The 26,685-nt window shown below is 72.8% G+C and carries 24 protein-coding genes; 6 read left to right on the top strand and 18 right to left on the bottom strand.

What is annotated here, in order from left to right:
* Positions 1–91 precede the first annotated feature (91 nt).
* Both ACZ4WZ_RS18100 and ACZ4WZ_RS18095 read right to left on the bottom strand, forming a co-directional pair.
* The gene (locus tag ACZ4WZ_RS18100; protein WP_467891349.1) at positions 92–631 is read right to left on the bottom strand and encodes an alkyl hydroperoxide reductase; all 540 of its coding nucleotides are present in this window, start codon (positions 629–631) and stop codon (positions 92–94) included.
* A gap of 3 nt (positions 632–634) precedes the next feature.
* Entirely contained in the window at positions 635–1,189 is a 555-nt protein-coding gene (locus ACZ4WZ_RS18095; protein ID WP_388934231.1) for a peroxiredoxin, read from the bottom strand.
* Between the two features lie 135 nt (positions 1,190–1,324).
* On the opposite strand from ACZ4WZ_RS18095, the gene ACZ4WZ_RS18090 reads away from it, so the two are divergent.
* Positions 1,325–2,272: a hydrogen peroxide-inducible genes activator gene (locus ACZ4WZ_RS18090; RefSeq protein WP_467891347.1), complete on the top strand. Its 948-nt coding sequence runs from the start codon at positions 1,325–1,327 to the stop codon at positions 2,270–2,272.
* Between the two features lie 30 nt (positions 2,273–2,302).
* Here the strand turns inward: ACZ4WZ_RS18090 and ACZ4WZ_RS18085 are convergent, their stop codons facing one another.
* The 5 genes from ACZ4WZ_RS18085 to ACZ4WZ_RS18065 form a co-directional block, all read right to left on the bottom strand.
* Positions 2,303–4,654: an FtsX-like permease family protein gene (locus ACZ4WZ_RS18085; protein WP_467891345.1), complete on the bottom strand. Its 2,352-nt coding sequence runs from the start codon at positions 4,652–4,654 to the stop codon at positions 2,303–2,305.
* Positions 4,651–5,337, bottom strand: coding sequence for an ABC transporter ATP-binding protein (locus ACZ4WZ_RS18080; protein WP_467891343.1), 687 nt, complete (start codon positions 5,335–5,337; stop codon positions 4,651–4,653). Before ACZ4WZ_RS18080 ends, ACZ4WZ_RS18085 begins: the two co-directional genes overlap by 4 nt.
* Positions 5,334–5,858 (bottom strand): PadR family transcriptional regulator, encoded by a 525-nt coding sequence (locus ACZ4WZ_RS18075; RefSeq protein ID WP_388934221.1) that lies wholly within the window; start codon positions 5,856–5,858, stop codon positions 5,334–5,336. The genes ACZ4WZ_RS18080 and ACZ4WZ_RS18075 overlap by 4 nt, the downstream gene beginning before the upstream one ends.
* 202 nt (positions 5,859–6,060) lie before the next feature.
* The gene (locus tag ACZ4WZ_RS18070) at positions 6,061–6,381 is read right to left on the bottom strand and encodes a type II toxin-antitoxin system antitoxin (protein ID WP_467891340.1); all 321 of its coding nucleotides are present in this window, start codon (positions 6,379–6,381) and stop codon (positions 6,061–6,063) included.
* Positions 6,378–7,289 carry an SPFH domain-containing protein gene (locus ACZ4WZ_RS18065; RefSeq protein WP_467891338.1) on the bottom strand — a complete coding sequence of 304 codons (912 nt, stop codon included), beginning with the start codon at positions 7,287–7,289 and terminating at the stop codon, positions 6,378–6,380. The genes ACZ4WZ_RS18070 and ACZ4WZ_RS18065 overlap by 4 nt, the downstream gene beginning before the upstream one ends.
* A gap of 244 nt (positions 7,290–7,533) precedes the next feature.
* Between ACZ4WZ_RS18065 and ACZ4WZ_RS18060 the strand changes: the two genes are divergently transcribed.
* Entirely contained in the window at positions 7,534–9,807 is a 2,274-nt protein-coding gene (locus tag ACZ4WZ_RS18060) for a transglycosylase domain-containing protein (RefSeq protein ID WP_467891336.1), read from the top strand.
* 75 nt (positions 9,808–9,882) lie between these two features.
* On the opposite strand, the gene ACZ4WZ_RS18055 is transcribed toward ACZ4WZ_RS18060, so the two are convergent.
* From ACZ4WZ_RS18055 to ACZ4WZ_RS18045, 3 genes are all read right to left on the bottom strand, one after another.
* A complete protein-coding gene (locus ACZ4WZ_RS18055; protein ID WP_467891334.1) occupies positions 9,883–12,009 on the bottom strand; it encodes a SpoIIE family protein phosphatase in 2,127 nt (708 codons plus the stop codon).
* Positions 12,010–12,260: 251 nt separating this feature from the next.
* Entirely contained in the window at positions 12,261–12,980 is a 720-nt protein-coding gene (gene fomD, locus ACZ4WZ_RS18050) for a cytidylyl-2-hydroxypropylphosphonate hydrolase (RefSeq protein WP_467891332.1), read from the bottom strand.
* Positions 12,981–13,083: 103 nt separating this feature from the next.
* Positions 13,084–14,487, bottom strand: a complete 1,404-nt coding sequence (locus tag ACZ4WZ_RS18045; protein ID WP_467891329.1) for a class II fumarate hydratase — start codon at positions 14,485–14,487, stop codon at positions 13,084–13,086.
* A 107-nt stretch (positions 14,488–14,594) separates the two neighbouring features.
* Here ACZ4WZ_RS18045 and ACZ4WZ_RS18040 point away from each other — a divergent pair, with 107 nt between their 5' ends.
* On the top strand, positions 14,595–16,124 hold the full coding sequence (locus tag ACZ4WZ_RS18040) for a ricin-type beta-trefoil lectin domain protein (RefSeq protein ID WP_467891326.1): 1,530 nt from the start codon (positions 14,595–14,597) through the stop codon (positions 16,122–16,124).
* A gap of 91 nt (positions 16,125–16,215) precedes the next feature.
* Here ACZ4WZ_RS18040 and ACZ4WZ_RS18035 read toward each other — a convergent pair whose 3' ends face one another.
* The 3 genes from ACZ4WZ_RS18035 to ACZ4WZ_RS18025 all read right to left on the bottom strand — a co-directional run bounded on the left by ACZ4WZ_RS18035 (position 16,216) and on the right by ACZ4WZ_RS18025 (position 19,497).
* Positions 16,216–16,989, bottom strand: coding sequence for a glycerophosphodiester phosphodiesterase (locus tag ACZ4WZ_RS18035; RefSeq protein ID WP_467891324.1), 774 nt, complete (start codon positions 16,987–16,989; stop codon positions 16,216–16,218).
* A gap of 56 nt (positions 16,990–17,045) precedes the next feature.
* Positions 17,046–17,666 carry a hypothetical protein gene (locus ACZ4WZ_RS18030; protein ID WP_467891323.1) on the bottom strand — a complete coding sequence of 207 codons (621 nt, stop codon included), beginning with the start codon at positions 17,664–17,666 and terminating at the stop codon, positions 17,046–17,048.
* A gap of 160 nt (positions 17,667–17,826) precedes the next feature.
* Complete coding sequence (locus ACZ4WZ_RS18025) at positions 17,827–19,497, bottom strand: fumarate hydratase (protein WP_467891321.1); 1,671 nt, start codon at positions 19,495–19,497, stop codon at positions 17,827–17,829.
* A 149-nt stretch (positions 19,498–19,646) separates the two neighbouring features.
* Here ACZ4WZ_RS18025 and ACZ4WZ_RS18020 point away from each other — a divergent pair, with 149 nt between their 5' ends.
* Both ACZ4WZ_RS18020 and ACZ4WZ_RS18015 read left to right on the top strand, forming a co-directional pair.
* Entirely contained in the window at positions 19,647–20,312 is a 666-nt protein-coding gene (locus tag ACZ4WZ_RS18020; protein WP_467891319.1) for a DUF1707 SHOCT-like domain-containing protein, read from the top strand.
* Positions 20,313–20,443: 131 nt separating this feature from the next.
* The gene (locus ACZ4WZ_RS18015) at positions 20,444–20,845 is read left to right on the top strand and encodes a WhiB family transcriptional regulator (protein WP_388934188.1); all 402 of its coding nucleotides are present in this window, start codon (positions 20,444–20,446) and stop codon (positions 20,843–20,845) included.
* Between the two features lie 137 nt (positions 20,846–20,982).
* On the opposite strand, the gene glpX is transcribed toward ACZ4WZ_RS18015, so the two are convergent.
* On the bottom strand, positions 20,983–22,014 hold the full coding sequence (gene glpX / locus ACZ4WZ_RS18010) for a class II fructose-bisphosphatase (RefSeq protein ID WP_388934184.1): 1,032 nt from the start codon (positions 22,012–22,014) through the stop codon (positions 20,983–20,985).
* A 225-nt stretch (positions 22,015–22,239) separates the two neighbouring features.
* On the opposite strand from glpX, the gene ACZ4WZ_RS18005 reads away from it, so the two are divergent.
* Positions 22,240–22,767 (top strand): DUF4245 domain-containing protein, encoded by a 528-nt coding sequence (locus tag ACZ4WZ_RS18005; RefSeq protein ID WP_467891537.1) that lies wholly within the window; start codon positions 22,240–22,242, stop codon positions 22,765–22,767.
* Between the two features lie 121 nt (positions 22,768–22,888).
* Here the strand turns inward: ACZ4WZ_RS18005 and ACZ4WZ_RS18000 are convergent, their stop codons facing one another.
* The 4 genes from ACZ4WZ_RS18000 to ACZ4WZ_RS17985 form a co-directional block, all read right to left on the bottom strand.
* On the bottom strand, positions 22,889–23,479 hold the full coding sequence (locus tag ACZ4WZ_RS18000; RefSeq protein WP_388934181.1) for a malonic semialdehyde reductase: 591 nt from the start codon (positions 23,477–23,479) through the stop codon (positions 22,889–22,891).
* A gap of 102 nt (positions 23,480–23,581) precedes the next feature.
* Complete coding sequence (locus ACZ4WZ_RS17995) at positions 23,582–23,821, bottom strand: exodeoxyribonuclease VII small subunit (protein WP_467891315.1); 240 nt, start codon at positions 23,819–23,821, stop codon at positions 23,582–23,584.
* Positions 23,822–23,873: 52 nt separating this feature from the next.
* Entirely contained in the window at positions 23,874–25,199 is a 1,326-nt protein-coding gene (gene xseA / locus ACZ4WZ_RS17990; RefSeq protein ID WP_467891312.1) for an exodeoxyribonuclease VII large subunit, read from the bottom strand.
* A gap of 33 nt (positions 25,200–25,232) precedes the next feature.
* Positions 25,233–26,612: an APC family permease gene (locus ACZ4WZ_RS17985; protein ID WP_467891310.1), complete on the bottom strand. Its 1,380-nt coding sequence runs from the start codon at positions 26,610–26,612 to the stop codon at positions 25,233–25,235.
* Between the last annotated feature and the right edge of the window lie 73 nt (positions 26,613–26,685).

Genomic DNA, 26,685 nt, shown 5'->3' with positions numbered 1-26,685 from the left:
CCCACGCGGCCCCCCGCCAGCCCCCCCCCCCCCCCCCCCCCTCCCCCCCCCCCCCCCCCACGGTGACGCACAGGAATACCCGTACGGGTGACTACTCGGCGGCGAGGGCCGCTTCGGCGTCGAGGGTGACGGCGACGGCCTGGATCACCGAGGCGATCTTGAAGGCCTCCTGGACCGTCTCACGGCCGACGCCCGCCTTGCGCAGGACCTGCTCGTGCGAGTCCAGGCACTGGCCGCAGCCGTTGATCGCGGAGACCGCGAGCGACCACAGCTCGAAGTCGACCTTCTCCACGCCCGGGTTGCCGATGACGTTCATCCGCAGGCCCGCGCGCAGCGTGCCGTACTCCGGGTCGGAGAGCAGGTGGCGCGTCCGGTAGAAGACGTTGTTCATCGCCATGACCGCCGCGGCGGCCTTGGCGGCGGTGTACGCCTCCGGGGACAGCGCGGCCTTGGCCTCCGGCTCCAGCTCACGCAGGACCCGCGGGGAGCGGGCGGCGATCGCGCAGGACAGGACGGTGCCCCACAGCTGCTGCTGGGTGAGGGTGTCCTGATTCCCGATGACCGAACCGAGGTTCAGCTTCAGGTCCTTGGCGAAGTCCGGTATGGCCGACTTCAGGGTGTCGAGGGACATCCGTCACTCACCGGCCAGCAGGGCGCCGGCGTCCAGGGTGCTGTCGCCCTTGTTCCAGTTGCAGGGGCACAGCTCGTCGGTCTGCAGGGCGTCGAGGACCCGCAGGACCTCCTTGGGGTTACGGCCCACGGAACCGGCGGTCACCATGGCGAACTGGATCTCGTTGTTCGGGTCCACGATGAAGACGGCGCGCTTGGCGAAGCCGTCCTCGCCCTCGACGCCGCAGGCCTGCATCAGCTCGTGCTTGACGTCGGCCAGCATCGGGAAGGGCAGGTCGCGCAGGTCGGCGTGGTCCTTGCGCCAGGCGTGGTGGACGTACTCGGAGTCGCCGGAGACGCCGAGGACCTGCGCGTCGCGGTCGGCGAACTCGTCGTTCAGCTTGCCGAACGCGGCGATCTCGGTCGGGCAGACGAAGGTGAAGTCGGCAGGCCAGAAAAACACCACGCGCCACTTGCCCTCGTAGGACTTGTGGTCGATCTGCGCGAACTGCTTGTCGGCCTCGAGGGAGACGCAGGCGGTCAGATCGTAGGCGGGGAACTTGTCACCGACAGTGAGCACACTCACTCCTTGCGGAATGGAAAGTGACCCTTTTGGGCGCTTTCCGAAGGGGTTGGACGGATCTCACATGCTGGCACAGCAGCATTGATTACGGAAATAGCTACTCTTGTGGCGGGTGATCGGAGGTACCTATCAGTGGCTGTCAGTAGTAGAGGACCGAAGCAGCCGACGCTGGCGCAGCTGCGCGCCTTCGCGGCGGTCGCCGAGCACCTGCACTTCCGCGACGCCGCCGCGGCCATCGGAATGAGCCAGCCCGCGCTCTCCGGTGCCGTGTCCGCGCTGGAGGAGGCCCTCGGGGTGCGGCTGCTGGAACGCACCACCCGCAAGGTGCTGCTCTCCCCGGCGGGGGAGCGGATCGCGGTGCGGGCCCGGGGCGTGCTCGACGCGCTCGGCGGGCTGCTGGAGGAGGCCGACGCGGTACGGGCCCCCTTCACCGGGGTGCTGCGGCTCGGGGTGATCCCGACGGTGGCCCCCTACCTGCTGCCGACCGTGCTCGGGCTCTTCCACCGCAGCTACCCCGGGATGGACCTCCAGGTGCACGAGGAGCAGACGGCCTCGCTGCTGGAGGGGCTGGCCGGCGGGCGGCTGGACCTGCTGCTGCTCGCCGTGCCCCTGGGCGTGCCCGGGGTCACCGAACTGCCGGTCTTCGACGAGGACTTCGTCCTGCTGGCGCCGCGCGAGCACCCGCTGGCCGGGCGGCGCGACATCCCGCGCGAGGAACTGCGCGGCCTCCAGCTGCTGTTGCTCGACGAGGGGCACTGCCTGCGCGACCAGGCCCTGGACATCTGCCGCGAGGCGGGACGCGGGGCCGGAGCGGACGTCACCACCACGGCGGCGGGGCTGTCCACGCTCGTCCAGCTCGTCGCGGGCGGACTCGGGGTGACCCTGCTGCCGCGCACCGCGCTGCGGCTGGAGACGGCCCGCAACGAGCACCTGGCGACGGGGTACTTCGCCGAGCCGGCCCCCTCGCGGCGGATCGCGCTGGCCATGCGGAGCGGGACGGCCCGGCAGGAGGAGTTCCGGGCCATCGCGGCGGCGCTGCGCGAGGCGGTCCGCCCGCTGCCGGTGTGGCCCACCGACTGAGGCGGGCCGCACCGGCGGCGGGCGCGCCGGTTACTCCGTGCGCAGGCCGTCCGGGCGCATCAGGCGCAGCAGCGGCGGCAGGCTCAGCAGGGTGACCGCGGCCACCAGCGCGGCACCGGCGCCGGTCAGCGAGAGCACCGCGTACCAGTCGACGCGGACCGGGGAGCCGGCCACCCGCATCAGCACCGAGCCCAGGCCGACGCCGGCCGAGGCCGCCAGGAGCAGGCCGAGCGCGACCGGCAGGGCCGTCTGCCAGAGCACGGACAGGGCCAGCGTCGAGCGCTTGGTCCCGAACGCGACCAGGGCGCTGAGCAGCCTCCTGCGCTCGCGCAGCTGCTCCAGCTGGGTGACCAGCAGGCTGGTGCCGATCAGGACCAGGACCCCGGTCGCACCGAAGAACAGCCCGGTGCGGATGCCGGAGTAGGCGCGTTCCTGGGCCGTGGAGCGCAGCGTCATCGCCGTGGCGAAGGGGTCCGCCTTGAAGGCGGCGGTACGCACCCGCTCCAGCGCGTCCGGCACGGACTCGTCGAGCTGGACGAAGATCTGCGCGGACTGCGCGCGTCCCGTGCCCTTCGGGGCGGCGGAGGGCGTGGCCAGCAGACCGGTGCGGAGTTCTCCCACGGGGTCCTCGCGGGCGGGGACCGTCCGGGCGTCGGCCGGGACCGTCCACTCGACCGTCTTCCCGCCCAGGGCCGCGGACTCCTGCGGGGAGATCTGGACGTCGCCGGCGAACGCCCGGTCACCGGGCTTGACGGCCGCGTCGAGGGGGCCGCCGCCGAGGACGAAGACGTCGCCGTCCCGGCAGGAGCCGAGCTCCGCGACCTCGGCCAGGGCCTGGCAGGTGCCGACCGTCACCGGGACCGCGTCGGGGCTCGGGACCTGCCGCGCGGTGTTCACGCGTGCCAGCGGGACGGTCCGCGCGACGCCGGGGGTCGTGGAGATCTGCCCGGCGAGGGAGTCGAGGCCGGACTCGGTGCCGCTGTGCAGCAGGATCGAGACGGACGCCCGGGAGGGGTCCTGTCCGGTCTCCCGTGTCACCTCGCCCTCCACCCCCGAGAAGAGCATCTGGAGGGCGATGGCCCCGGCGACCGCCACCGCGATGCCGTTGGCCGGGCGGGCGGAGGGGCCGCTGGAGACCTGGAGGCGGCGGACGGCCAGCTGCCAGGAGACGGCCCCGCCGCGCAGTCGGCCGACGGAACGTTCCAGCAGCCAGGGGAGCAGGGCGGTGACACCCACCAGCAGCAGCACCACGCCGCCGCCGGCCTGCCACTGGTCGAACCGGCCCTGGCCGACGCCGCGGCGGCCCGCCATCGGCGCGAGGAGGCCGAGCCCGCAGAGCGGCAGCAGCAGCCGCCACCACACGCGGCGCCGGGCGGCCCCGGCGGTCCGCAGTACGCCCAGCGGCTCGATGACGACCCCGCGCAGGGTGAACAGGGTCACGGCCACGGCCGCCGCGGGCACGGCGAGGACCACGAGGGCGACCAGCCCCGGCGAGGGGACGAGGTCGGCGGGGAAGACGCTGCGCTGGGAGATGGAGAGGGAGCCGGCCAGCCGGCGTCCCAGCAGGAAGAAGGCGGAGCCGAGCAGCAGCCCAGCCGCGGCTCCGGCCAGCGCCTCCCCGGCCGCGATCCGGCGCACCGTCCGGCTGTCGGCGCCGACCAGGCGCAGCGCGGCGAGCCGCTGGTCGCGCCGCTCCCCGCCGGAACGGACGGCCGCGGCGATGAACACGGCGACCGGCATCAGCAGGGCGATGAAGGTCAGCACGACCGTGAGCATCAGCACCGGGCTCAGACGCCGGCGCTCCGGTTCGTCGGCGAAGCCGGTGACGCGCTTGACCCGGAACTCGCCCGGCACGGTCGCCGGGAGGCCCTCGGCGCCCCGGTAGAAGGTGAGTTCGGCCGGACCGGTCAGACCGGCGTCGCCGATGACGGCGCCGATCCTGCCGTCGAGCCGTTCGCGCAGCAGCGTGCCCCCGGCGGAGCCCAGCAGCTCCCGCAGGGCGGGGGAGACGGCCAGCTCGCCGGGGGCGGGGAACGCCTTCAGGCCCGGCGGGAGGGGGGCGTCCGGGCCCTCCGGCTGGAGCAACCGGCCCTCGATGTCCTGGCCGCGGTAGGTCATGTCGGCCCTGCCGATCAGCAGGGTGTCCCGGCCCGGCGCCGCGGCCGTCGGGGCGGACAGCGTGGAGCGGGCGTCGGCGCGCTCCTTGCGGGCGGCGAGCGCGCCGGGGACCGCCGTGCTGATCAGCAGCAGCGCGACGCCGAGGCCGACGCCCACTCCGCTGAGCAGGGTGCGCGTCCACCCCTCGCGCCCGCCGCCGAGGGCGAACCGGGCGCCCATCGCGAGGTCCCGGGCCCATGCCCGGGCCGTGCCGGGAGTGCTCATACGATCCGCTCCATGTCGCGGGAGCGGCCGTCGCGCATGACGATCTCGCGGTCGGAGTACGCGGCGACGCGGGTCTCGTGCGTGACGAGGACGACGGCGGCGTTCGCGGACCGGGCGGCCTCGGTGAGCAGCTGCATCACCAGTTCGCCGTTGAGGGAGTCCAGGGCGCCCGTGGGCTCGTCCGCGAAGATCACCCGCGGTCCGGTGACCAGGGCCCGCGCCACGGCCACCCGCTGGCCCTGCCCGCCGCTGATCTCGCCGGGGCGCTTGGCCCCGAGGTCCTCGACCTGGAGCCGCTCCATCCAGCGCAGGGCGGTCCGCTCCGCGTCCTTGCGCCTGGTCCCGGCCAGGCGCAGCGGCAGCGCCACGTTCTCGACGCAGGTCAGTTCGGGGACCAGCTGGCCGAACTGGAAGACGAAGCCGAACTCGCCGCGGCGCAGGGCGCTGCGTTCGGCGTCGTTCATCGAGGACAGCTCGCGGCCGGCGTAGGTGACGCTGCCGGAGTCGGGGGTGACGATCCCGGCGAGGCAGTGCAGCAGCGTCGACTTGCCGGAGCCGGAGGGCCCCATGACGGCGACGACCTCACCGGGGTGGATGGAGAACTCCGCGCCGTCGAGGGCCTGGGTGGGCCCGTACGCCTTGTGCAGGGCGGCGGCGGAGAGCAGGGTGCCGGCGGGGGTCATCGGCGCACCTCGCGGGCGAGCTGGTCGAGGCGGGCGGCGGTGAGCTCCAGCCAGCGCAGGTCGGCCTCCAGGTGGAACAGGGCGTGGTCGCAGACCAGTTGGTCGGCGATGTCCCCCTTGCGCTTGCGCTGGGTCAGGATGCGCATGAGCCGCAGGTGCTCGGCGCGCTGGGTGTCCAGGAGCCCGTCGGCGCTGCGGTGGGTGAGCAGCGCCAGGACCACCTTGGTGTACAGGGTCGACTGGAGGTACGGCTCGGGCTTCTCGGGCTGGGAGAGCCAGTGCTCGACGTCGGTGATTCCGGCGTCGGTGATGGCGTACCGCTTGCGGTCGGGGCCGCCGCCGCTCTCGATCCCCTCGACCTCGACGAGGCCGTTCTTCAGGAGCCGGGACATGGTCGAGTAGACCTGCCCGTAGGCGAGGGGGCGGTCGTGGCCGAAGGTCTCGTCGAAGGCGCGCTTGAGGTCGTAGCCGTGGCGCGGGCCGGCCTCCAGGAGGCCGAGCAGGGTGTGGCCGATGGACATGCGGCGACTATACATGGGGTGTATACGCACGGTGTATAGATCTGGGGCCTGCCGGGAGCGGGCCGGGGGCGCACCGGCTCCGGGGCCGCGGTTCGCGGCGCCGGACGCGCCGGAAGGCCCGTCGGCGGGGCCGACGGGCCTTCTCGTGCGCAGGGGGCAGGGCCTCCCGCGCGGCGGTGCGGGGCGCGCGCGGCCGACCCGGTCAGGAATCCGGTGCGTTGCGGGGCCGGCCGCGCGGGGGGATCGGGGCGGCGCCGCCCGGGAGGCGGCCCGACTCGGACAGGGCCCGGCGCAGCAGGAACTCGATCTGCGCGTTGGCGCTGCGCAGTTCCTCCCCGGCCCAGCGCGCGAGGGCGTCGTAGACCTGCGGGTCGAGCCGCAGGAGCACCTGTTTGCGCGCCTGCCGTGCCGCCCGGCCCGCCCTGGCGTCGCCCGCCGCCGGGCCGGGGTCCGCGCCCGGGGCGGGACCGGAGCCGGCCCCCTGGCCCTGGGGGCCGCCGGGGCGGGAGGCGGCGGGGCTCACTGGTAGAGGGTGCCCGCGTTGATGACCGGCGTGGCCGCGCGGTCGCCGCAGAGCACCACCATCAGGTTCGAGACCATGGAGGCCTTGCGCTCCGGGTCCAGGTCCACGATCTCCTCCTCGGCCAGCCGGGTCAGGGCGAGCTCCACCATGCCCACCGCGCCCTCGACGATCTGCTTGCGGGCCGCCACGACCGCTCCGGCCTGCTGGCGCTGGAGCATCGCGGAGGCGATCTCCGGAGCGTACGCGAGATGCGTGAAGCGGGACTCGATGATCTGCACGCCCGCCGCCTCGACCCGGGTCGCCAGCTCGACCGCGAGCTTCTCGGTGATCTCCTCGGCGTTGCCGCGCAGCGACAGGCCGCCCTCGTCGTGGGAGTCGTAGGGGTACTCGATGGCGATGTGCCGGACCGCCGCCTCCGTCTGCGTCTCGACGAACTCGGTGAAGTCCTCGACCTCGAAGACGGCCCGCGCGGTGTCGGCGACCTTCCACACCACGACCGACGCCAGCTCGATCGGGTTGCCGTAGGCGTCGTTGACCTTCAGGACGGCCGTCTCGTGGTTGCGTACGCGGGTGGAGATCTTCTGGCGCGAGGTCAGCGGGTTGACCCAGCGGAGCCCGTCGGTGCGGACCGTGCCCCGGTAGCGGCCGAACAGCTGGACGACCCGGGCCTCTCCCGGGGCCACGGTGTTCAGCCCGGTCATCGCGAAGAGGGAGGCGAGGACGAGCAGGAAGCCCAGCGGAATCAGGGTCGCCTTGACGGCCGTCGCCCCCGACACCGCGGCGACGACGATCAGGACCGCTCCGCCGGCCACCCCCGCCAGCCCGGCCAGCAGGGCCGGTCCGCCGCCGACGCTGCGCGCCGTGAACTCCCGTACTTCAGCCGGTCGCGTGTCCGCCGCGGTCGTCATGGAATGCCCCCGATTGTTCCGTTAGGTCCGGTCGTCGTCGACCGTGATTCCCTATCAAAGTGATATCAGTTTTTGCGGACACCGCAACCCTTCCGGCATCGTGGGCGTCGGTTCCATCGGAGTGGGTGCTGATTCTCACGTCCGAATTGACCGGTATTGATCTGAATTGATCAAACTTTGTCACAGCCTGCGGTGTTAGTTTTCTGAGCTGACGTCGGGGGGGTAATCGAGCGGAGCGGGAGCGATGGGCCGAGCAGATGCGCGACGGGCGCAGCAGCAACGCGGTGCGCGGAAAGCGCCGAGCGGGCGCGCCGGCGGGCGCACGGGCAAGGCGACCGGGAAGCGCAGCGGCATACGCCGCTTCCTCAACTGGAAGACGCTCCTCGGGACTTTCCTCGGCGGCATACTCCTGCTGGTGATCGCGGCGGTCATCCTCTACTTCTCCGTGGACGAGCCGAACGACCCGAACAAGACCGCGACGCTCCAGAGCAACACGTACAAGTACGCCGACGGCTCGATCATGGCCCGCACCGGCGACATGAACCGCGAGATCGTCCCGATCGACAAGGTCCCGGAGGACGTCCGGACGGCGTTCATCGCCATCGAGAACAAGACCTTCTACCAGGACCGCGGCGTCGACGTGATGGGCGTGGCCCGGGGCCTCGCCAACACGGTCCGCGGCAAGGGCACGGCCGGTGGTTCGACGATCACCCAGCAGTACGTCAAGAACTACTACCTGACCCAGGACCAGTCGCCGACCCGCAAGCTGCGGGAGCTGATCATCTCCCTCAAGGTCGACCAGCGCATGGAGAAGGACGACATCCTCGCCGGTTACCTGAACACCAACTTCTACGGCCGCAACGCCTACGGCATCCAGGCCGCCGCCCAGGCCTACTACGGAGTCGACTCCGACAAGCTGACCCTGGAGCAGGGCGCGTACCTCGCCGCCGTCATCCAGGCCCCCAGCCAGTACGACTGGGCCACCGCGGGCCCCAACGGCAAGCGGCTGGTCATGATCCGCTTCAACGCCGTCCTCGACAACATGGTCGAGATGGGCAAGCTGGACAAGGCCAAGCGCGAGACCCTGAAGTTCCAGGAGCCGATCAAGCCCAAGGCGCGTCCGGGCATGGACGGGCAGAAGGGCTACCTCATCCAGGCCGCCGAGGTCGAGATGAACCGGCAGGGCATCAAGGACTCCGAGATAGCCGCCGGCGGCTGGACGATCACCCTCGCCATCGACAAGAAGAAGCAGGCCGCTCTGGAGAAGGCCGTCCAGGACGAGCTGGAGTCCAAGCTGGAGCGCAAGAACACCAAGGACCGGCCCCAGGACCAGTCCGTCCAGGCGGGCGCCACCTCCGTGGACGCCAAGACCGGCTACATCGTCGCGATGTACGGCGGCGTCGGCCTGACCGAGAAGTCCGCGAGCAACGCCCTGCGCACCGACTACCAGCCGGGCTCCACCTTCAAGCCGATCGTGCTGGCCGCCGCCCTGGAGAACGGGGCGAAGACCCAGGACGGGCGTCCGATCACCCCGAACGCCCTGTACGACGGCACCAGCAAGCGTCCCGTGGTCGGCAGCGACACCCCGTTCGCCCCGCAGAACCAGGACAACGAGAACTACGGCGACCCGATGCTCACGGTCCAGGAGGCCACCAACTCCTCCGTGAACTCCGTGTACGCCCAGATGATCGTGGACGCCAAGCCGTCGGCCGTGAAGAAGACCGCGCTCTCCATGGGCATGGTCGACCGCGACGGCTGGCCGGCCGACAAGCCCGCCATGTCGCTCGGCACGATGAGCGCCAACACCGTCGAGATGGCCGCCGTCTACGCCACCCTCGACAACCACGGCAAGAAGGTCACCCCGACCATCATCAAGAAGGCCGAGCACAAGGACGGCGAGTTCAAGCCCGTCACGCCCATCGGCTCCCAGGTGCTCACCAGCACCACCGCCGACACCGTGACCAAGGTCCTCACCGGCGTCGTCGAGGAGGGCTCCGGCAAGGCCGTGCGCAGCTCCGTCTACGAGGCCGCAGGCAAGACCGGTACCACCGAGTCCAACGTGGCCGCCTGGTTCACCGGCTACACCCCCGAGCTGGTCACCGTCGTCGCGATGTTCGGCGAGGACCCCAACACGCACGGCCAGGTCACCCTGACCGGTACCGCCGGCAAGGGCCGCGCGGGCGGCTCCAGCTTCCCCGCGCAGATCTGGCAGGCGTACACCACGGCCGCGCTCAAGGGCCAGACCACCGGCCAGTTCGACCTGTCGGACGCCAAGATGGGCACCCCGCCGCCCGCCCGCACCGCCAGCCCGACGGCCACTCCCACCGGCTCCGCCTCCCCGACGCCGACCAGCTCCGGCACCCGCCCGTCCGGCACCCCGGACCCGTCGGCCAGCTCCGGCAAGCCGACGCCGCCGACGCAGAACCCGACGCCGCCCACCCAGAAGCCGACGCCGCCGACGCAGAAGCCGACGCCGCCGACGAAGGACCCGACGCCGCCGATCCTGCTGGACCGCTAGGTCCGGGCACGTACGGCCGCGGCCCCGCAGCGATCACGCTGCGGGGCCGCCGTCGTTTCCGCGTACTCCTGACCGTCAGGCCCGCTCGTGCGTCCCCGGCAGCGGGAGCTCGAACCAGACCACCTTCCCGCTGCTCAGACGGGTCGCGCCCCACCGCCGGGCGAGGCGGTTGACCAGGAACAGGCCGCGCCCGCCCTCGTCGGTCTCCCGGGCCCGCCGCTGGCGCGGCAACTGCGGGGAGTCGTCGCCGACCTCGCAGCGCAGCACGTCCGTACGCAGCAGGCGCAGCGTCACCGGCCGCTCGGCGTACCGGACGGCATTGGTGACCACCTCGCTGACCAGCAGCTCCAGCGAATCGCTCAGCTCCTCCAGGTCCCAGCGGGCCAGCGCCCGCCGGGCGAACCGGCGCGCCCGGCCCGGAGCGGTCTCCTCCGGGTCGAGGAACCAGTACGCCACGTCGCTGGGCGCGATCCCCTCGAAGCGGGCCGCCAGCAGTGCGATGTCGTCGTCCCGGTCGCCCGGTCCCAGCATGTCCAGCACGTCGTCGCAGAGGGCCTCCAGCGGAGGCGAGTGGTCCAGCCCGGTGAGCTGCGCGGTGGCGGCGAGGCGCTCGCGCAGCTGCTCGATGCCCGTCCACACGTCCCGCAGCCGGGACTCCACCAGCCCGTCCGTGTACAGCAGCAGGGTGGCCCCGGCCGGGGCGTCCAGCTCCACGGCCTCGAAGTCCACGCCGCCGACCCCGATGGGGGCACCCGGGGGGACGCGCAGCACCTCGGCGCGGCCGCCCAGGTGCAGCAGCACCGGCGGCGGATGGCCGGCGTTGGCGATGGTGATGCGGTGCGAGACGGGGTCGTAGACCGCGTACAGGCAGGTGGCCATGCGGTCGGAGCCCAGCCGCTGGGCCTGCTCGTCCAGATGGTGCAGCACCTCGGCCGGGGGCAGGTCCAGCTGGGCCAGCGTCTGCGCGGTGGTGCGCAGCTGGCCCATGATCGCCGCCGAGGTCATGGAGTGGCCCATGACGTCACCGACGACCAGCGCGACGCGGCTGCCGGGCAGCGGTATGGCGTCGTACCAGTCACCGCCCACCCGGGCCGTCTCGGCGGCGGGCAGGTAGCGGGAGGCCAGGCGGACCCCGGTGGGCTGGGGGAGGCCGTCGGGCAGCATGGTGCGCTGGAGCTCGTCGGCGATGTACGCCTCGCGCCCGTAGAGCACCGCCTTGTCGATGCCGAGCGCGGTGTGCGTGGCCAGCTGGGCGGCGACGAGCAGGTCGTTCTGCTCGAAGGCGTCCCGGTCCGGGGTGCGCAGGAAGACCGCCGCGCCGATCACGCGCCGGCGGCCCCGCAGCGGGGCCAGGATGGCCCGCTGGCCGCGGGGCACGGGGTGGTCGGCGCCCAGCAGCTCCGGGAGCGCGTCCTTGGCCCCGGCGGCCGACCCGAAGACGGGCCGTACGCCGCGCAGGACTTCGGCGAGGGCCCCGCCGGGGCGGATCTCGCACAGCTCGGCCGCGGGCAGGTCGCCCTGCGGGCCGACCAACGGCAGCTGGCTGAAGTCGAGTTCGCCGTCGGCCCCGCCGCCGCCCGCGCCCTCGGCGGCGTCGGTCAGGTCGTCGATCGGCCGGAGCCGGTCGGTGCGGCGCAGCCTTAAGACGACCGGGCCGGCGGGCCGTTCGTCGCCGACGGGCAGCGGGTCGCGCAGGTAGACGAGGATGGCGTCGGAGAAGGTCGGCACGGTCGCCCGGCACAGGCCGAGGACGATCTCGTCGAGGTCGATGCCGCGCGCGATCCGGCGCGTGGCGGCGCCGACGAAGCGCAGCCGGTCGCCCTCGCGCCGTGCCACGCCGGCCTCGCCCGGGCCGGATCCGGTGCCCGTGGCGGAGCCGGTGCCCGGGAGCGCCCGTACGGCCGTCGCCGCGGCGGCGGCCGGGTCGCCCGGGGTCCCGTCCGCCTGCCCGCCGGCCGGGATGCGCCGGCCCGCGTTGCGCGCGGCCTCGCCGTCGCGGTCGCGCGCGGCGGCCGGGGCGGTGTCCGCCGGGGCGTGCCCGGCGCCCTCGCCGGTGGTGCCGCGCGGGCGCGGGAAGTCGGCATGCGTGCGTACGGCCTCGGCGGCCGCGATGGGGGCCTTGCCGTGGCCGAGCTCATCCGTACCTCCGCCGGAGGCGACGGTGGGCTGCGGGCCCTCCTGGGAGGTGGGGTACTCCGTCACGCGTGGAATTCCGTCCGTTTGCGCTCGATGTGCGCTGCACTCAACTCGGTCAGTCGCGGTATACCCGCTCAGCGGCGGGGGCACCACCACCCCCGGGTACCGCGTCCCGCTCGTTACCTTTCGCTCGCGTCGACCTCCGGTCAAGTCCCGGTCGCCGCAGGTCATTTACGGGCGCGGGACCGGCCGGGCCCCCCGCGTACGACCGGCGGAGGACGATCCTACGTTTGAACCCCGGGGGCGCATCAAGGGTCTCATGAGGTCATATGCGCCGGGGTGCGGTCCCAGTCCTCGGGCAGAACCGGAACTCCCCAGGCCGGATCGGGCCTCCAGTCCTGCCATCCGTCGCAGAACGGAGCCCCCCAGGCCTTGACGACCTCCACCGCCGCGCGCCCCGCGTCCACCACGCGGCGCGCCTGCCGCTGGTCCATCAGGCCGATCCGCTGCGCCTGCGCGAACTCGTCCTCGTCCAGCCACTTCCAGCTGCGGTCCGGGTAGACCGCGATGTCGAGGAAGTGGTCCACGGAGTCCACCCCGCCGGCCCACCGGGTGCGCGGCTCCTCGAGGTTCACGTACCAGTTCTTCAGGTGCCAGTCGCCGTCCCAGAACAGCCAGACCGACCACGGCTCCCCGGGCCGGGCCAGCTTGAGCACGCCGCCGCCGAACCAGCGCGAGCGCGCGGTGGTGCGCGGCGCGGTGTACCGGGTGGCGAGCGGCTCCCGGTGCACCGGAGTGCCGTCGGCCAGTACCGGCCGGACGCATTCGGTGCCGGGCGCCATCCATACGGCGAGCAGGTCGTCGGTGTCCCGCACCACCGTCACCGGGCGGGCGATGTGGAACCCGCCGTCCGGCCCCGGGGCGTGGCCGCGGTAGCGCCAGAGGATCTGCTCCCCGGGCGCCCAGTGCTTCTCCCGCGTCCCGCCACGCGCGGCGGGACGCGCCGCGTCCCCCCCGGGCCCGTAGGTACCTGTCATGCGCAGATCTTAGGTCGGCGGTCCCGCGAGATGCTGCGGTGCAGGTCACGGAGGGGGCCGGGGACGGTAAACGACCGGATTCGGCCCCTGTCCGGAACCGGTCTCAAGGGCGCGTCATCCGCAGGACGTCGAGCGCCTCGTCCAACTGCGCGAGGGTGAGCGCCCCCCGGTCGACGTAGCCGGACTCCAGGACGACCTCCCTGATCGTCTTCCGCTCGGCGAGCGCCCGCTTGGCCACCTTGGCGGCCTCCTCGTACCCGATGTACCGGTTGAGCGGGGTCACCACCGAGGGCGAGGACTCGGCGTACTCCCTGGCCCGCTCGGCGTTGGCGGTGATCCCGTCCACGGTGCGGTCGGCCAGCAGCCGGCTCCCGTTGCCGAGCAGCCGGACCGATTCCAGCAGGTTCCGGGCCATGACCGGGAGCATCACGTTGAGCTCGAAGTTGCCGGCGGCGCCCGCCACGGCGACCGTCGCGTCGTTCCCCATCACCTGCGCGGCGATCATCAGTACGGCCTCGGGGACGACCGGATTGACCTTCCCGGGCATGATCGAGGACCCCGGCTGGAGATCCGGCAGATTGATTTCGGCCAATCCGGTGCGCGGACCGGAGGCCATCCAGCGCAGGTCGTTGCAGATCTTGGTGAGCGAGACGGCGATCGTACGGAGCACCCCCGAGGTCTCCACCAGCGCGTCCCGCGCCCCCTGGGCCTCGAAGTGGTTGCGGGCCTCGGTCAGCGGCAACCCCGTGGCCCGGGCGACCTCGGCGATCACGGCGGCCGAGAATCCGGGCGGGGTGTTGATGCCGGTGCCCACCGCCGTACCGCCCAGCGGCAGTTCGGCCAGCCGCGGCAGGGCGGCCCGCAGCCGTTCGACGCCGTAGCGGACCTGGGCGGCGTACCCGCCGAACTCCTGGCCCAGGGTCACCGGGGTGGCGTCCATCAGGTGGGTGCGCCCGGCCTTGACCACGCCGGCGAACTCCTCGGCCTTGCGCTCCAGGGCCTCCGCGAGGTGCTCCAGGCCCGGGACCAGCTCGCGGGCGACGGCGGCGGTGGCGGCGATGTGGATCGACGAGGGGAAGACGTCGTTGGAGCTCTGCGAGGCGTTCACGTGGTCGTTGGGGTGGACCTCGCGCCCGAGCCGCTCGGTGGCCAGGGTGGCGATCACCTCGTTGGTGTTCATGTTGGACGAGGTCCCCGACCCGGTCTGGAACACGTCGACCGGGAAGTGCTCGTCCCAGCGCCCCTCGGCGACCTCGGCGGCGGCGGAGCCGATCGCCCGCGCCACGTCCTCGTCCACCACCCCGAGCCTGGCGTTGACGTGGGCCGCGGCGGCCTTGATCCGGGCGAGGGCCTCGATGTGGGCGCGCTCGAGGCGCTGTCCGGAGAGCGGGAAGTTCTCCACCGCGCGCTGGGTCTGCGCGCGCCACTTGGCGTGCGCGGGGACCCGTACCTCTCCCATGGAGTCGTGCTCGGTCCGGAAGTCCTGCGGCTGCTGATCGTCAGTCATCTTCGTAGCCTCCTCAAAAACTTGAGCAATTGTCTTGTTCGAACTGTTCCCATCTCCCCTACCGGCCAGTAAATACCGGTGGTAACACCGATATCGGGGAGGCGTTCATGGCACGTGCCCGTACGAAACCCAGGCTCAGATCTACCTTCGCCGCCGTCGCGGCGTTCGCGGCCGCCCTCGGGGGCGTCACCGCCATCACCCCCATGGCCCAGGCGGCCCCCGCCGCGTCCGGCTCGATCACCCCCCTCCCGCCGGAACTGGAGGCCATCCGCGCCGCCGAGGCCACCAGGATCTACGGGGACCCGGCCGTCCGGCCGCCGGCCGAGCGCAAGACCGGCCTGATCTCCCTCGGCGACAGCGAGATCTCCGGCGAGGGCGTCGGCAACTACGACCCCGCCACCAACACCTCGTCCAACCAGTGCCACCGCTCACCCGACGCGGCCATCCACCGCACCGGCATCCCCGCCGACCTGACCTTCAACGTCGCCTGCTCCGGCGGCTACACCGGCAACATCCGCATCGGCGGCAGCAAGCAGTACGCCGACGAGCTGGTGCAGAGCGACAGCCTCGCCATCAAGGCCCGCAACACCAGGATCAAGATGGTGGTGCTGGTCGCCGGCGCCAACGACGACCTCCAGTTCGGCCCCGTCATGACCGACTGCGTCACCCGCTGGGTGCTCAGCCAGGGCACCTGTGAGCCCAAGTACGCCCCCGGCTGGCAGGCGCGCGTCGACGGGCTCAAGCCCAAGGTCGAGGCGACCGTCGCCGACCTCAAGACGGTCATGCGCGACGCGGGCTACGCCGACTCCGACTACAAGCTGGTCCTGATGGGCTACCCCAGCCCCATCGGCCCCGACTTCAACGACAACCCCAGCTTCCCCGGCAAGCTCCCCGGCGGCTGCGCGGGCTACGACTCCGACGCCACCTGGGGCCGCAACCACGCCGTCCCCGCCTTCGAGAAGGGCATGCGCGCCGCCGCCCTGGCCTCCGGCGCCGTCTACCTGGACAACTCCCGGCTCTTCCACGGCCACGAGGTCTGCATGGAGGACGCCTGGGCCCGCGGGCTCTACCTGGACCTCGGGGACCACTTCCCGTGGGATGAGAACACCGCCCGCCAGTCCTTCCACCCCAACTACCGCGGCCACGGCGCCTTCGCGTCCTGCCTGACCCAGCTCTACTCCTCCGGCCTGCGCGAGGCCTCCTGCGCCGACCCCGCGAGCACCGGCACGCCCGTCCTCCAGCCCGGAGCCTGGGACTCCCTCTACCGGCCCCTGAAGAACGAGGCCACCGGCAACTGCCTCGACTCCTTCGGCGGCGCCAGCGCCAACGACACCAAGGTGGTGGGCTGGGACTGCCACGGCGGCCGCAACCAGGGCTGGTGGTACGACTCCTCGAAGAAGTCCCTCCACATCGAGCTCACCCACGACCGCTGCCTGGACGCCCCCGGAGCCAACTACGGCGCCGGCACCGGCCTGATCCTCTACAACTGCCACGGCGGCGCCAACCAGCAGTTCGTCCGCGACGGCGCCACCCTGCGCCCCGCCGCCGCCCCCGGCATGTGCCTGACGGTCCCCGCCGCCCACGAGCAGCTGCGCCTCCAGCCCTGCAACGGCTCGGCGAACCAGCGCTTCGTGTAACCCCCCGCCCCCTCACCCCCACCGACCCCCCGCACCCGGCCGGACCGAACCCGGCCGGGTGTTCCCACGTCGGGGGAGGGGCGCGACGCCGTCACAGCGCTTCCAGCTGCTCCCGGACCAGACGGGGCCGGTTGGTGATGATCGTCTCCACCCCGAGCCGTACGCACAGCTCCACGTCCTCGGGCTCGTCCACGGTCCACACCCGCACCCGCAGCCCCTGCGCCCTCAGCCGCCCCACCAGCCCCGGATCCCTGCGCACCAGGTCGATACCGGGACCCGCGTGCCCCGCGAACGGCGGGCGCGGGGGCCGCAGGCTCCGCTCGATCAGGTACACGGCGGGCAGACCGGGTGCCAGCCGGTGCATCCGCATCAGCGCGCCGCGGGAGAAGCTCATCACCTCGACGCGGCCGTCGGAGCCGTCGGCGAGCCCGTGCTCCTTCAGGACCCGCACCAGCTCGGCCTCCAGCCGGCCGCCGGCCCGGGTGGGGTGCTTGGTCTCCACGGCCAGCCCCACGGGCCGGTCCGCCGCCAGGGCCTCCCTGAGCAGGTCCTCGAAGAGCAGCACCCGCGCGCCGCGGTGCTCCTCGCCCTTCCAGCCGCCGAAGTCGAACGCCGACAGCTCCTCGTACGTCATCGCGGAGACCACGCCCCGCCCGTCGGAGGTCCGTTCCACCGTCCGGTCGTGCACGCACACCAGCCGCCCGTCGCCGCTGAGGCGCACATCGCACTCCAGGGCGTCGGCCCCGTCGGCGATGGCCTTCCGGTAGGCCTCGATGGTGTGCTCGGGGTGCTCGTGCGAGGCCCCGCGGTGCGCGACCACCCGGACGGCGCGGGCGGTGCGGGGGGACGAGAGCGTCGGTGCCATGCGGGGATCCTTGCGAACCGGGGTGAACGGCCGGGTGCGGGCCTGTGACCCCGACGTTAACCGGTGGCCCCAGGACGCGCCGGGCGCGGGGCCAGCGGGGCGGGGGTCACCTTGAAGCCGCCCTTGACGACCTCCGTGAAGGGGGCCGGGGCCATGCAGGTGCCCACGGGGGCCGCGGAGGCGGATCCGTCGGCCTTCACGTCGACGTTGGCGATGCCCCAGGAGAAGCCGACCCGGTCCGGGGCCCCGCGCTCGCCGTCCTGGACGCTGATCCCGATCCGCTTGCCCTCCCAGCCGACGTTCGAGGAGATGACCACCGCGGTCACCGTGGCGGTCCTGCCGCCGGTGACCATGCAGTCCACCTCCGCCTCGGCGACGCCGGTGAAGTTCTGGTCGGGCATGGCGTGGAAGACGGTCACCTTGCCGCGCGCGTCGACCGGCATCCCCTGCTCCCCGCCCGGAGCCGGGAAGGGCCTGCTCCAGGGGGCGGCCTCGGCGTCGACGGTGAAGCGGATGTCGTGGTCCGCGGGCACGTACGGGTACGAGACCGTCCCGCCGCCGTGCACCGAGGCGGGCTTGTGCGCGGTGGGCGTGGCGGGGGCCGGAGCGGCGGCGACCAGCGTCGCGGCCAGGGCGGCGGAGCCGGCCAGGGCAAGGGTCCGCGTACGGTTCCTCATGGTGAACTCCCGGTGAGAGAAGGCTGTTTCCAGTGACGGGAACAGCCTCGTCGCGGCCCGCCGGCAGGGCATCTGCCCATCGGGCGACATGCGCGAGGGCCCCTCCCCCGCACGGGGGAGGGGCCCTCGGTCCCCCGGGCCACGGGCCCGGGCGGAGGCACTACGACAGCTGCGACCCCTGGCGCACCGGGATGTGGGTGAACGTCGGCTCCGGGGCCGGGTTCTGGAAGAAGTCGTTGCCCTTGTCGTCGACGACGATGAACGCCGGGAAGTCCTCGACCTCGATCTTCCAGACCGCCTCCATGCCGAGCTCCTCGTACTCCAGGACCTCGACCTTCTTGATGCAGTCCTGCGCCAGGCGCGCCGCCGGACCGCCGATCGAGCCGAGGTAGAAGCCGCCGTGCGCGCCGCACGCGTCCGTCACCTGCTGCGAGCGGTTGCCCTTGGCCAGCATGACCTTCGAGCCGCCCGCCGCCTGGAACTGCTCGACGTAGCTGTCCATGCGGCCGGCCGTGGTCGGGCCGAAGGAGCCGGAGGCGTAGCCCTCGGGGGTCTTCGCCGGGCCGGCGTAGTACACCGGGTGGTCCTTGAGGTACTGCGGCATGCCCTCGCCCGCGTCCAGCCGCTCCTTGATCTTGGCGTGCGCGATGTCGCGGGCCACGACCAGCGGTCCGGTCAGGGACAGCCGGGTCTTGACCGGGTGCTTGGTCAGGGTCGCCAGGATCTCGTCCATCGGCTGGTTCAGGTCGATCCGCACCACGTCCGCGGACTCGTCGAGGTGCGCGTCCTCGGTCTCCGGCAGGAACCGCGCCGGGTCCGTCTCCAGCTGCTCCAGGAAGACGCCCTCGGCGGTGATCTTCGCGACCGCCTGGCGGTCCGCCGAGCAGGAGACGGCGATCGCGACGGGCAGGGAGGCGCCGTGGCGGGGGAGGCGCACGACGCGGACGTCGTGGCAGAAGTACTTGCCGCCGAACTGCGCGCCGATGCCGATCTTCTGGGTCAGTTCGAAGACCTGCTGCTCCAGGTCCAGGTCGCGGAAGCCGTGGCCGAGGGGGGAGCCCTCGGTCGGGAGCTCGTCCAGGTAGTGCGCGGAGGCGTACTTGGCGGTCTTCAGGGCGTGCTCGGCCGAGGTGCCGCCGACCACGATCGCCAGGTGGTACGGCGGGCAGGCCGCCGTACCGAGCGAGCGGATCTTCTCCTCCAGGAACTTCATCATGGAGGCCTCGTTGAGGACCGCCTTCGTCTCCTGGTAGAGGAAGGACTTGTTGGCGGAGCCGCCGCCCTTGGCCATGAAGAGGAACTTGTACGCGCCGCCGTCGGTCGCGTACAGCTCGATCTGCGCGGGCAGGTTCGAGCCGGTGTTCTTCTCCTCCCACATGGTCAGCGGGGCCATCTGCGAGTAGCGCAGGTTCAGCTTCGTGTACGCGTCGTAGATGCCGCGCGAGAGCGCCGCCTCGTCGCCGCCCCCGGTCAGCACGTTCTGGCCGCGCTTGCCCATGACGATGGCCGTGCCCGTGTCCTGGCACATCGGCAGGACCCCGGCCGCCGCGATGTTCGCGTTCTTCAGGAGGTCGAGCGCGACGAACTTGTCGTTCGAGCTCGCCTCCGGGTCGTCGATGATCCGGCGGAGCTGCGCCAGGTGCGCGGGGCGCAGGAAGTGCTGGATGTCGTGGATGGCCTCCGCGGCGAGCGTGCGCAGCGCCTCGGGCTCGACCTTGAGGAACGTACGGCCGTCGGCCTCGAACGTCGAGACGCCCTCCGAGGTCACCAGCCGGTAAGGGGTGGTGTCCTCGCCCAGGGGCAGCAGGTCGGTGTACGCGAACTCCGGCATTTGGGTAGCCATTCCTCACTCGGCGGACAGCGCTGGCGACCAATTGGCAGCGCGACTGTCCAGCGTAGGACCTCTCGCGCCGACTGTGTCTGTGAGGTAAGGCTCACCCAGCGCTATCGCGATCTATCGTGTTTCGCTATGCTGGCGGCGTGGACCTGGAAAAGCACTCCGCCGCCCCTGCCCCCGCGCCCGCCGCCGGGCCCTCCGGACTGCGCGCCTCCGACGCCGACCGGGACCGGATCGCGCAGATCCTCTCGGACGCCCTCGCGGAGGGCCGGCTGAGCTCCGAGGAGCACGCCGAGCGCCTGGACGCCCTGTACGCCGTCAAGACGGTCGGGGAGCTGGACGTCCTGGTACGCGACCTCCCGGCGGCCGCCGGGCACCGGCCGGCCGTCGCGCCCGCCGTGGCGCCCCCGCCGGCCGCCGGACCCGTCGAGACGGTGGTCGCGGTGTGCAGCAGCTCGGCCCGCAAGGGCCGCTGGCGCCCCGGCGCCCGCACCCGTGCGGTCTCGGTCATGGGCGACGTCACGATCGACCTCACCGAAGCCGTCTTCGAGCAGCAGGTCACCGAGATCACCGTCGCCAGCGTCCTGGGCAACGTCGAGGTCCTCGTCCCCGAGAACGTCACCCTGCGCGGCTACGGCAGCGGCGTCCTCGGCAACTTCGAAGTGCGCGGCGAGGGCCTCGCCGCCGACCCGCAGGCCCCCGTGGTGATCGTCCGCGGCTTCGCCCTGCTCGGCAACATCGAGGCCCGCCCCCGGCGCGGCTCCCGCCTGGTCGACCTGGCGGCGAAGCTCCGCGAGCGCCGGGACTGAATCCGACCGGGCGGCGTCCGGTTTCGGACGAACCGGTCCGCCCCGGTGGCGCACGGGGCTTAGCGGCACGCGCAGCGGGTAGGGACTGGTGCATCGTCTCTCGCTCGCGTATACGTCGTCAGGAGTAGACCGTGCCGCATCCGCCGCATCAGTCCCTGCAGGCAGCCGCCGTCCAGAGTCTTCAGACGCGTCCGGCCGCCGTGCCGAAGCCGCGGGTTCCGGCCAGGGAAGAGGACGGCCCATGGCACGCCGAGGCCGTCTGCCGCAGGGATGAGGCGGGACTCTTCTTCGCACCGTCCAAGGAGCCGACCGCGGCCCGGCTCGCCCGCGAGGAGGCCGCCAAAAGGGTCTGCGCGCGCTGCCCCGTGATGGTCGCCTGCCGGGAGCACGCCCTGCTCCAGCCCGAGCCGTACGGGGTCTGGGGCGGGCTCACCGCCGCCGAGCGCCGCGTGGTGCTGGGGCGCAGGCGGCGCCGGGCCGCCGAGCTGCTTCCCGGCGCGGGTGCGCCCGGCCAGGTCGCCGCGGCGGGCTGACCGGCGCGGCGCGCGGCACCCCGGCACCGCACCCCGGCACCGCACCGCGGCACCCCGCCGCGGACACGGCACGCCGAAGGGGCGGTCCCCCGCACAGGGACCGCCCCTTCGCCGTGCCGTCGACGGCCGGACCGCTCCTACTGGGCGCGGTCGAAGTCGATGTCGCTGTAGGCGCGCAGCTTCGACAGGCGGTGCGTGGAGTCGATCTGCCGGATCGTGCCCGACTTCGACCGCATGACCAGCGAGGACGTGGTCGCGGTCTCCGAGCGGTAGTGGACGCCGCGCAGCAGCTCGCCGTCCGTGATGCCGGTGGCGACGAAGAAGACGTTCTCGCCGGACACCAGGTCGTTCGTGGTCAGGACGCGGTCCAGGTCGTGGCCCGCGTCGATCGCCTTCTGGCGCTCCGCCTCGTCCTTGGGCCACAGCTTGCCCTGGATGACGCCGCCGAGGCACTTTATGGCGCAGGCCGAGATGATGCCCTCGGGGGTGCCGCCGATGCCCATGAGCAGGTCGACGCCCGTACCCTCGCGGACCGCCATGACCGAGCCGGCGACGTCGCCGTCGGAGATGAACTTGATCCGGGCGCCGGTCTCGCGGATCTCCCTGACGATGCCCTCGTGACGGGGGCGGTCCAGGATGACGACCGTGACGTCCTCGGGGGCGATGCTCTTGGCCTTGGCGACGCGGCGGATGTTCACCGAGACGGGGGCGTTGATGTCGACGAAGTCAGCGGCCTCCGGGCCCGTGACCAGCTTGTCCATGTAGAAGACCGCGGACGGGTCGAACATGGTGCCGCGGTCGGCGGCGGCCAGGACGGCGATGGCGTTGGGCATGCCCTTGGCGTTGAGCGTGGTGCCGTCGATCGGGTCCACGGCGATGTCGACCTCGGCGCCGGTGCCGTCGCCGACGTGCTCGCCGTTGAAGAGCATCGGCGCTTCGTCCTTCTCGCCCTCGCCGATGACGACGACGCCGTTCATCGAGACGGTGGAGATCAGGGTGCGCATCGCGTTGACCGCGGCACCGTCGGCGCCGATCTTGTCGCCGCGGCCGACCCACCGGCCCGCGGCGAGGGCCGCGGCCTCGGTGACCCGTACGAGTTCCAGGGCGAGGTTGCGGTCAGGCGAATCGGGAGCGACTTCGAGCTGGGGCGGCAGGTTGTGCTCGGTCATCGGAGCGCACCTTTCTGTACGACGACGGCCGGGATGTGAGGGTGCTGGAACTCTATCGGTTCATCGACATATTGAGCAGACCGGGTCACGTATGAGCGGAATATCGGTGCGCCCGTACGGCTGAGCGGACATCGCGGCGCCCCGCCGCGGGAGCCGCCACCGCCGCCACGCCCACCCCGGCGGTGATCGCCCAGGACGATGCGGGACGATGGTGCCGTGGCAGGTATGAAAGGCAAGCAGACGGTCTGGGACATGGTCCGGTCGCTGGCGGTGATCGGCGTGGTCGTGGCGGGCATCTACATGTTCGTCCCCCACGACGAGGACGCCGACCCGACGCGCACGGTGGACTACCGGGTGGAGACCATCACGGCCCGGCGCGCGGCGCCGTACCCGGTGGCGGCCCCGGTGGGCCTTCCCGAGCAGTGGAGGGCCACCTCGGTGACCTTCGAGCGCAAGAACGCGCACGCCTGGCACCTGGGCTTCCAGGACCCGGACAGGCAGTACGTCGCCGTGGAGCAGTCCACCGACGCCTCCGCCAAGAACGTGGCCAAGCTCACCCAGCAGGCGAAGGCCACCGGGCAGACCCAGCAGGTCGGCGACCGGGCGTGGGAGCGCTGGGACGGCGAGAAGTACGACGCGCTGGTCCGGCAGGAGCAGGGCTACGTCACCGTGGTGACCGGCACGGCCTCCTATGAGGGGCTGGGCGCGATGGCGGCGGCGCTGGAGTTCAAGCAGGGGCCGCAGACCCCGTAGCGGCCGCGGCGGGACCCGTGCGCACGACCGACGCGAGAGGCCGCCCGCCCCGGATCCCGGGGCGGGCGGCCTCTCGCCGTACGCGGTGCCCGCGGCTGCCCTCGCGGGCGGCCCGGCGGGCTCAGACGGTGGTGACGACCTGGTCGAACTCCAGGCGCGGGGAGCGCGGGAACCAGGCGTCCTCGCCCGGCTTGCCGATGTTGACGACCATCAGCGGGGTGTGGTCGGCGTCCAGGAACTCCTTCTGCACGCCGGCGAAGTCCAGGCCGGTCATCGGGCCGGCGGCCAGGCCGGCGGCGCGGATGCCGATGATGAAGTAGGCGGCCTGGAGGGCCGCGTTCAGCACCGCGGACTGCTCGCGGACCGGGCGCTCGGAGAAGAAGGCGTCCTTGGCCTGCGGGAAGTGCGGCAGCAGCTGGGGGAGCTCCTCGTGGAACTCGTTGTCCGCGGAGAGGATCGCGACCAGCGGGGCGGCGGCGGTCTTGGGCTGGTTGCCCTCGGCCATGTGCTTGACGAGGCGCTCGCGGGCCTCGGGGGAGCGGACGAGGGTGATGCGCAGCGGGGTCTGGTTGAAAGCGGTGGGGCCGTACTTCACCAGGTCGTAGATGGCCTGGACCTGCTCCTCGGTCACGGGCTCGTCGGAGAACGAGTTGGCGGTGCGGGCCTCGCGGAACAGCAGGTCCTGAGCAGCGGCATCGAGCACGAGAGACATCGGTAAGCCTTCTTCGTCGGGTACGGAAGTGAAGCGGTATCACCGACCCTACGGCGAAAGTAGGTGAAATTTCAACTAACTGGTCGGGGCGGGTGAGCCGGATCACTCCTCGCGGCCGCCGCCGTCCTGGCCGGCCGCCGCCTCCCGGGCCGCCAGCGCCGAGTCGAGCCGGGCGCGAGCCCCCTCGAGCCAGTGCCGGCAGACCTTCGCCAGCTCCTCGCCGCGCTCCCAGAGGGCCAGTGACTCCTCCAGCGAGGTGCCGCCGGCCTCCAGTTTGCGGACGACCTCGACGAGCTCGTCGCGCGCCTGCTCATACCCCAGCGCCGTATCGGTGTCGGTCATTCCTTGGTATCCCATCGTAGGTGTGCGGTGCATCGGGTTGCGGTGGAATGTGTCAGTTTTCGAGGGGCCCTGCACCCGCGGTCGAGCCCGGTTCCACCGGCGTTTCCGGGCCCTCTCGCGGACCCGTCTCCGCGCCTGCTCCCGGGCCCGTTTCCGGGCCCCCGGCGCCGGACTCCGCGACCGCCACCGTGAACGCCCCCGCCGCCACCCGGGCGCGCAGCACCTCGCCCGCCGTGACCTCCGCGGCCGCCCGCACCACGTGCCCGTCCGCCCGCTGGAGCACCGCGTACCCGCGCTCCAGGGTGGCCGCCGGGGACAGCGCCACCACCCGGGCGAGGGTGTGCTCCAGCTCCGAGTCGGCCCGGTCCAGCAGGTGCCCGAGCGTGCGCCGGCTACGGGCCAGCAGCGCGTCCAGCTCGGCCTCCCGGGTCTCCACCATCCGCTGCGGGTGTACGAACACCGGGCGCGCGAGGCAGTGCTCCAGCCCGCGCTCCTCCCGGTCGAGCAGGGCGCGCAGGGCGCGCAGTCCCCGGCCCTGGAGCTGGCGCACCCGCTCCAGCTCCTCGCCCACGTCCGGGACCACCTTCTTGGCCGCGTCCGTCGGCGTCGACGCCCGCAGGTCCGCCACCAGGTCCAGCAGCGGGGAGTCCGGCTCGTGCCCGATCGCCGACACCACCGGGGTGCGGGCGGCCGCGACCGTCCGGACGACCTCCTCGTCGGAGAAGGGCAGCAGGTCCTCCACGCTGCCGCCGCCCCGCGCCACGATGATCACGTCCACATCGGGCCGCGCGTCCAGCTCCCTGACCGCCTCCACCACCTGGGGCACCGCGTGCACCCCCTGCACGGCCACGTTGCGCACCTCGAAGCGGACCGCGGGCCAGCGGCGGCGCGCGTTCTCCAGCACGTCCCGCTCGGCCGCCGAGGCCCGCCCCACCACCAGGCCGATCAGCTGCGGGAGGAACGGCAGCGGCTTCTTGCGGTCCAGCGCGAACAGCCCCTCGGCGGCCAGCGACCGCTTCAGCCGCTCCAGGCGCGCCAGCAGCTCCCCGATGCCGACCGGGCGGATCTCGCTCACCCGCAGGGACAGCTGCCCGCGCGGGGCGTACCACTCCGGCTTGGCCAGTACGACGACCCGCGCGCCCTCGGAGACCAGGTCCGCGACCTCGTCCCAGACCTGGCGGAAGCAGGTCACGCTGACCGAGACGTCGTGCGACGGGTCGCGCAGCGTCAGGAACACCACCCCGGCCCCCGGCCGCCGGGACAGCTGCGTGATCTGCCCCTCCACCCACACCTGGCCCAGGCGGTCGATCCAGCCCCCGATCAGCCGGGACACCTGACCGACCGGCAGCGGCGCGTCAGCCGACGTATTCAGACCCATGCACGCAGGCTAACCGGCGCCGCTGACAGCGTCTCAGGCGCCGCCCGGGGTGTCGGCGCCCGCGCGGTCGCGCCCGCGCTGTACGAGGAGCACCCCCAGCCCCACCAGCAGCCACACCGCTCCCACCAGCTGCGCGGTCCAGGAGGCCTCCACGATCACCGCCACCGTCACCGCCGCCCCCAGCACCGGCACCACCAGGTGCTTCCACCAGACCGGGGCCCCCTCCTGCCGCCGGACGACGAACCACCCCACCACCGAGGCGTGCAGCAGGGTGAAGGCCACCAGGGCCCCGACGTCCACCACGGAGACCAGATGGTCGAGGCCGTCGTCGCGCCGGGCCGCCCACACCGCCGCCACCAGCGTCACCGCGGCCGCCACCAGCAGCGCCGCCCTCGGCGTACCGCCCGAGGTGCGCGCCAGCGCGGCCGGCAGCCGCCGCTCCCGGGCCATCGCGAACAGCAGCCGCCCAGCCGCGGCCTGCCCGGCCAGCGCCGCGAAGGCCGCCCCGACCGCCTTGCTCACCGCCACCAGGTCGTGCAGCCAGGACCCGACCGAGGCCTCGACCGCGTCGTAGAAGGCCGGCCCCTGGAGCGCCGGGTCGGCCGCCAGCTCCGCCGAGGACACCGGGGCCAGCAGCGCCGCCAGGTAGGTCTGGGCGACGAACAGCACCCCGGTCAGCGCCAGGCAGAACAGCACCGCCCGGGCCACCCGAGCGCTCCCCCCGGTGACCTCCTCCGCGAAGGAGGCGATGGCGTCGAAGCCCAGGTACGACAGGACCGCCACGGACACCGCGCCCAGCACGGCCGCCGCCGAGAAGCCCAGCGAGCCGTCGCCGGTCAGCGGCGAGAGCCAGCCGCGCCGGGCCCCGCCCCCGGCCAGCACGGTCACCGCCGCCACCAGGAACACCACCAGCACCGTGATCTCCACCGCCAGCACGGCGAAGCCCACCCGCGCGGCCACCCGTACGCCCCACAGGTTCAGCAGGGTGGTGACCACCACGGCCAGCGCCGTCCACACCCAGCGGGACACCTCCGGCACCAGCGCGTGCATCGCGATCCCGGAGAACAGGTACGCCACCGCCGGGATCAGCAGGTAGTCCAGCATCGCCATCCACCCGGCGATCAGCCCCGGCCCCTCGCCGAGCCCCTTGCGCGCGTACGTGAAGACCGAACCGGCCTGCGGGGCCACCCGCACCATCTGCGCGTACGAGAGGGCCGTGAAGGCCATCGCCACGGTCGCGACCAGGTACACGAGGGCCACGGCGCCGTGCGACTTCGCGTCGAGGGTGCCGAACACCCCCACCGGTGCCATCGGCGCGATGAAGAGCAGCCCGTAGACCACCAGGTCGCGGAAGCCCAGGCTCCGGCGCAGTGCCGCGGGGGCCGCCGTGCTGGAATCCGTAGCGGATGCCATGGGTCCTCCGGGTGACGGTCGGTACGGACGTTCGGCCAAGTCTGTGCCGAACGGGCGACGTCCGGCCTGCTGG

The organism is Streptomyces sp. NPDC029122 (assembly GCF_055569445.1).
The sequence above is the reverse complement of the archived record's forward strand: the minus strand, read 5'-3'. Positions and strand labels throughout refer to the sequence as shown.

What these genes read in the sequence shown, in the direction of transcription:
- ACZ4WZ_RS18060 (WP_467891336.1), top strand. Translation starts at nt 7,534, where the DNA reads ATGGGCCGAGCAGATGCGCGACGGGCGCAGCAGCAACGCGGTGCGCGG.
- ACZ4WZ_RS18000 (WP_388934181.1), bottom strand. Translation starts at nt 23,479, where the DNA reads ATGTCTCTCGTGCTCGATGCCGCTGCTCAGGACCTGCTGTTCCGCGAG.
- glpX (WP_388934184.1), bottom strand. Translation starts at nt 22,014, where the DNA reads ATGACCGAGCACAACCTGCCGCCCCAGCTCGAAGTCGCTCCCGATTCG.
- fomD (WP_467891332.1), bottom strand. Translation starts at nt 12,980, where the DNA reads ATGACAGGTACCTACGGGCCCGGGGGGGACGCGGCGCGTCCCGCCGCG.
- ACZ4WZ_RS18065 (WP_467891338.1), bottom strand. Translation starts at nt 7,289, where the DNA reads ATGACGACCGCGGCGGACACGCGACCGGCTGAAGTACGGGAGTTCACG.
- ACZ4WZ_RS18075 (WP_388934221.1), bottom strand. Translation starts at nt 5,858, where the DNA reads ATGTCCATCGGCCACACCCTGCTCGGCCTCCTGGAGGCCGGCCCGCGC.
- ACZ4WZ_RS18005 (WP_467891537.1), top strand. Translation starts at nt 22,240, where the DNA reads ATGAAAGGCAAGCAGACGGTCTGGGACATGGTCCGGTCGCTGGCGGTG.
- ACZ4WZ_RS18080 (WP_467891343.1), bottom strand. Translation starts at nt 5,337, where the DNA reads ATGACCCCCGCCGGCACCCTGCTCTCCGCCGCCGCCCTGCACAAGGCG.
- ACZ4WZ_RS18045 (WP_467891329.1), bottom strand. Translation starts at nt 14,487, where the DNA reads ATGACTGACGATCAGCAGCCGCAGGACTTCCGGACCGAGCACGACTCC.
- ACZ4WZ_RS17995 (WP_467891315.1), bottom strand. Translation starts at nt 23,821, where the DNA reads ATGACCGACACCGATACGGCGCTGGGGTATGAGCAGGCGCGCGACGAG.
- ACZ4WZ_RS18035 (WP_467891324.1), bottom strand. Translation starts at nt 16,989, where the DNA reads ATGGCACCGACGCTCTCGTCCCCCCGCACCGCCCGCGCCGTCCGGGTG.
- ACZ4WZ_RS18040 (WP_467891326.1), top strand. Translation starts at nt 14,595, where the DNA reads ATGGCACGTGCCCGTACGAAACCCAGGCTCAGATCTACCTTCGCCGCC.
- ACZ4WZ_RS18100 (WP_467891349.1), bottom strand. Translation starts at nt 631, where the DNA reads ATGTCCCTCGACACCCTGAAGTCGGCCATACCGGACTTCGCCAAGGAC.
- xseA (WP_467891312.1), bottom strand. Translation starts at nt 25,199, where the DNA reads ATGGGTCTGAATACGTCGGCTGACGCGCCGCTGCCGGTCGGTCAGGTG.
- ACZ4WZ_RS18085 (WP_467891345.1), bottom strand. Translation starts at nt 4,654, where the DNA reads ATGAGCACTCCCGGCACGGCCCGGGCATGGGCCCGGGACCTCGCGATG.
- ACZ4WZ_RS18025 (WP_467891321.1), bottom strand. Translation starts at nt 19,497, where the DNA reads ATGCCGGAGTTCGCGTACACCGACCTGCTGCCCCTGGGCGAGGACACC.
- ACZ4WZ_RS18030 (WP_467891323.1), bottom strand. Translation starts at nt 17,666, where the DNA reads ATGAGGAACCGTACGCGGACCCTTGCCCTGGCCGGCTCCGCCGCCCTG.
- ACZ4WZ_RS17985 (WP_467891310.1), bottom strand. Translation starts at nt 26,612, where the DNA reads ATGGCATCCGCTACGGATTCCAGCACGGCGGCCCCCGCGGCACTGCGC.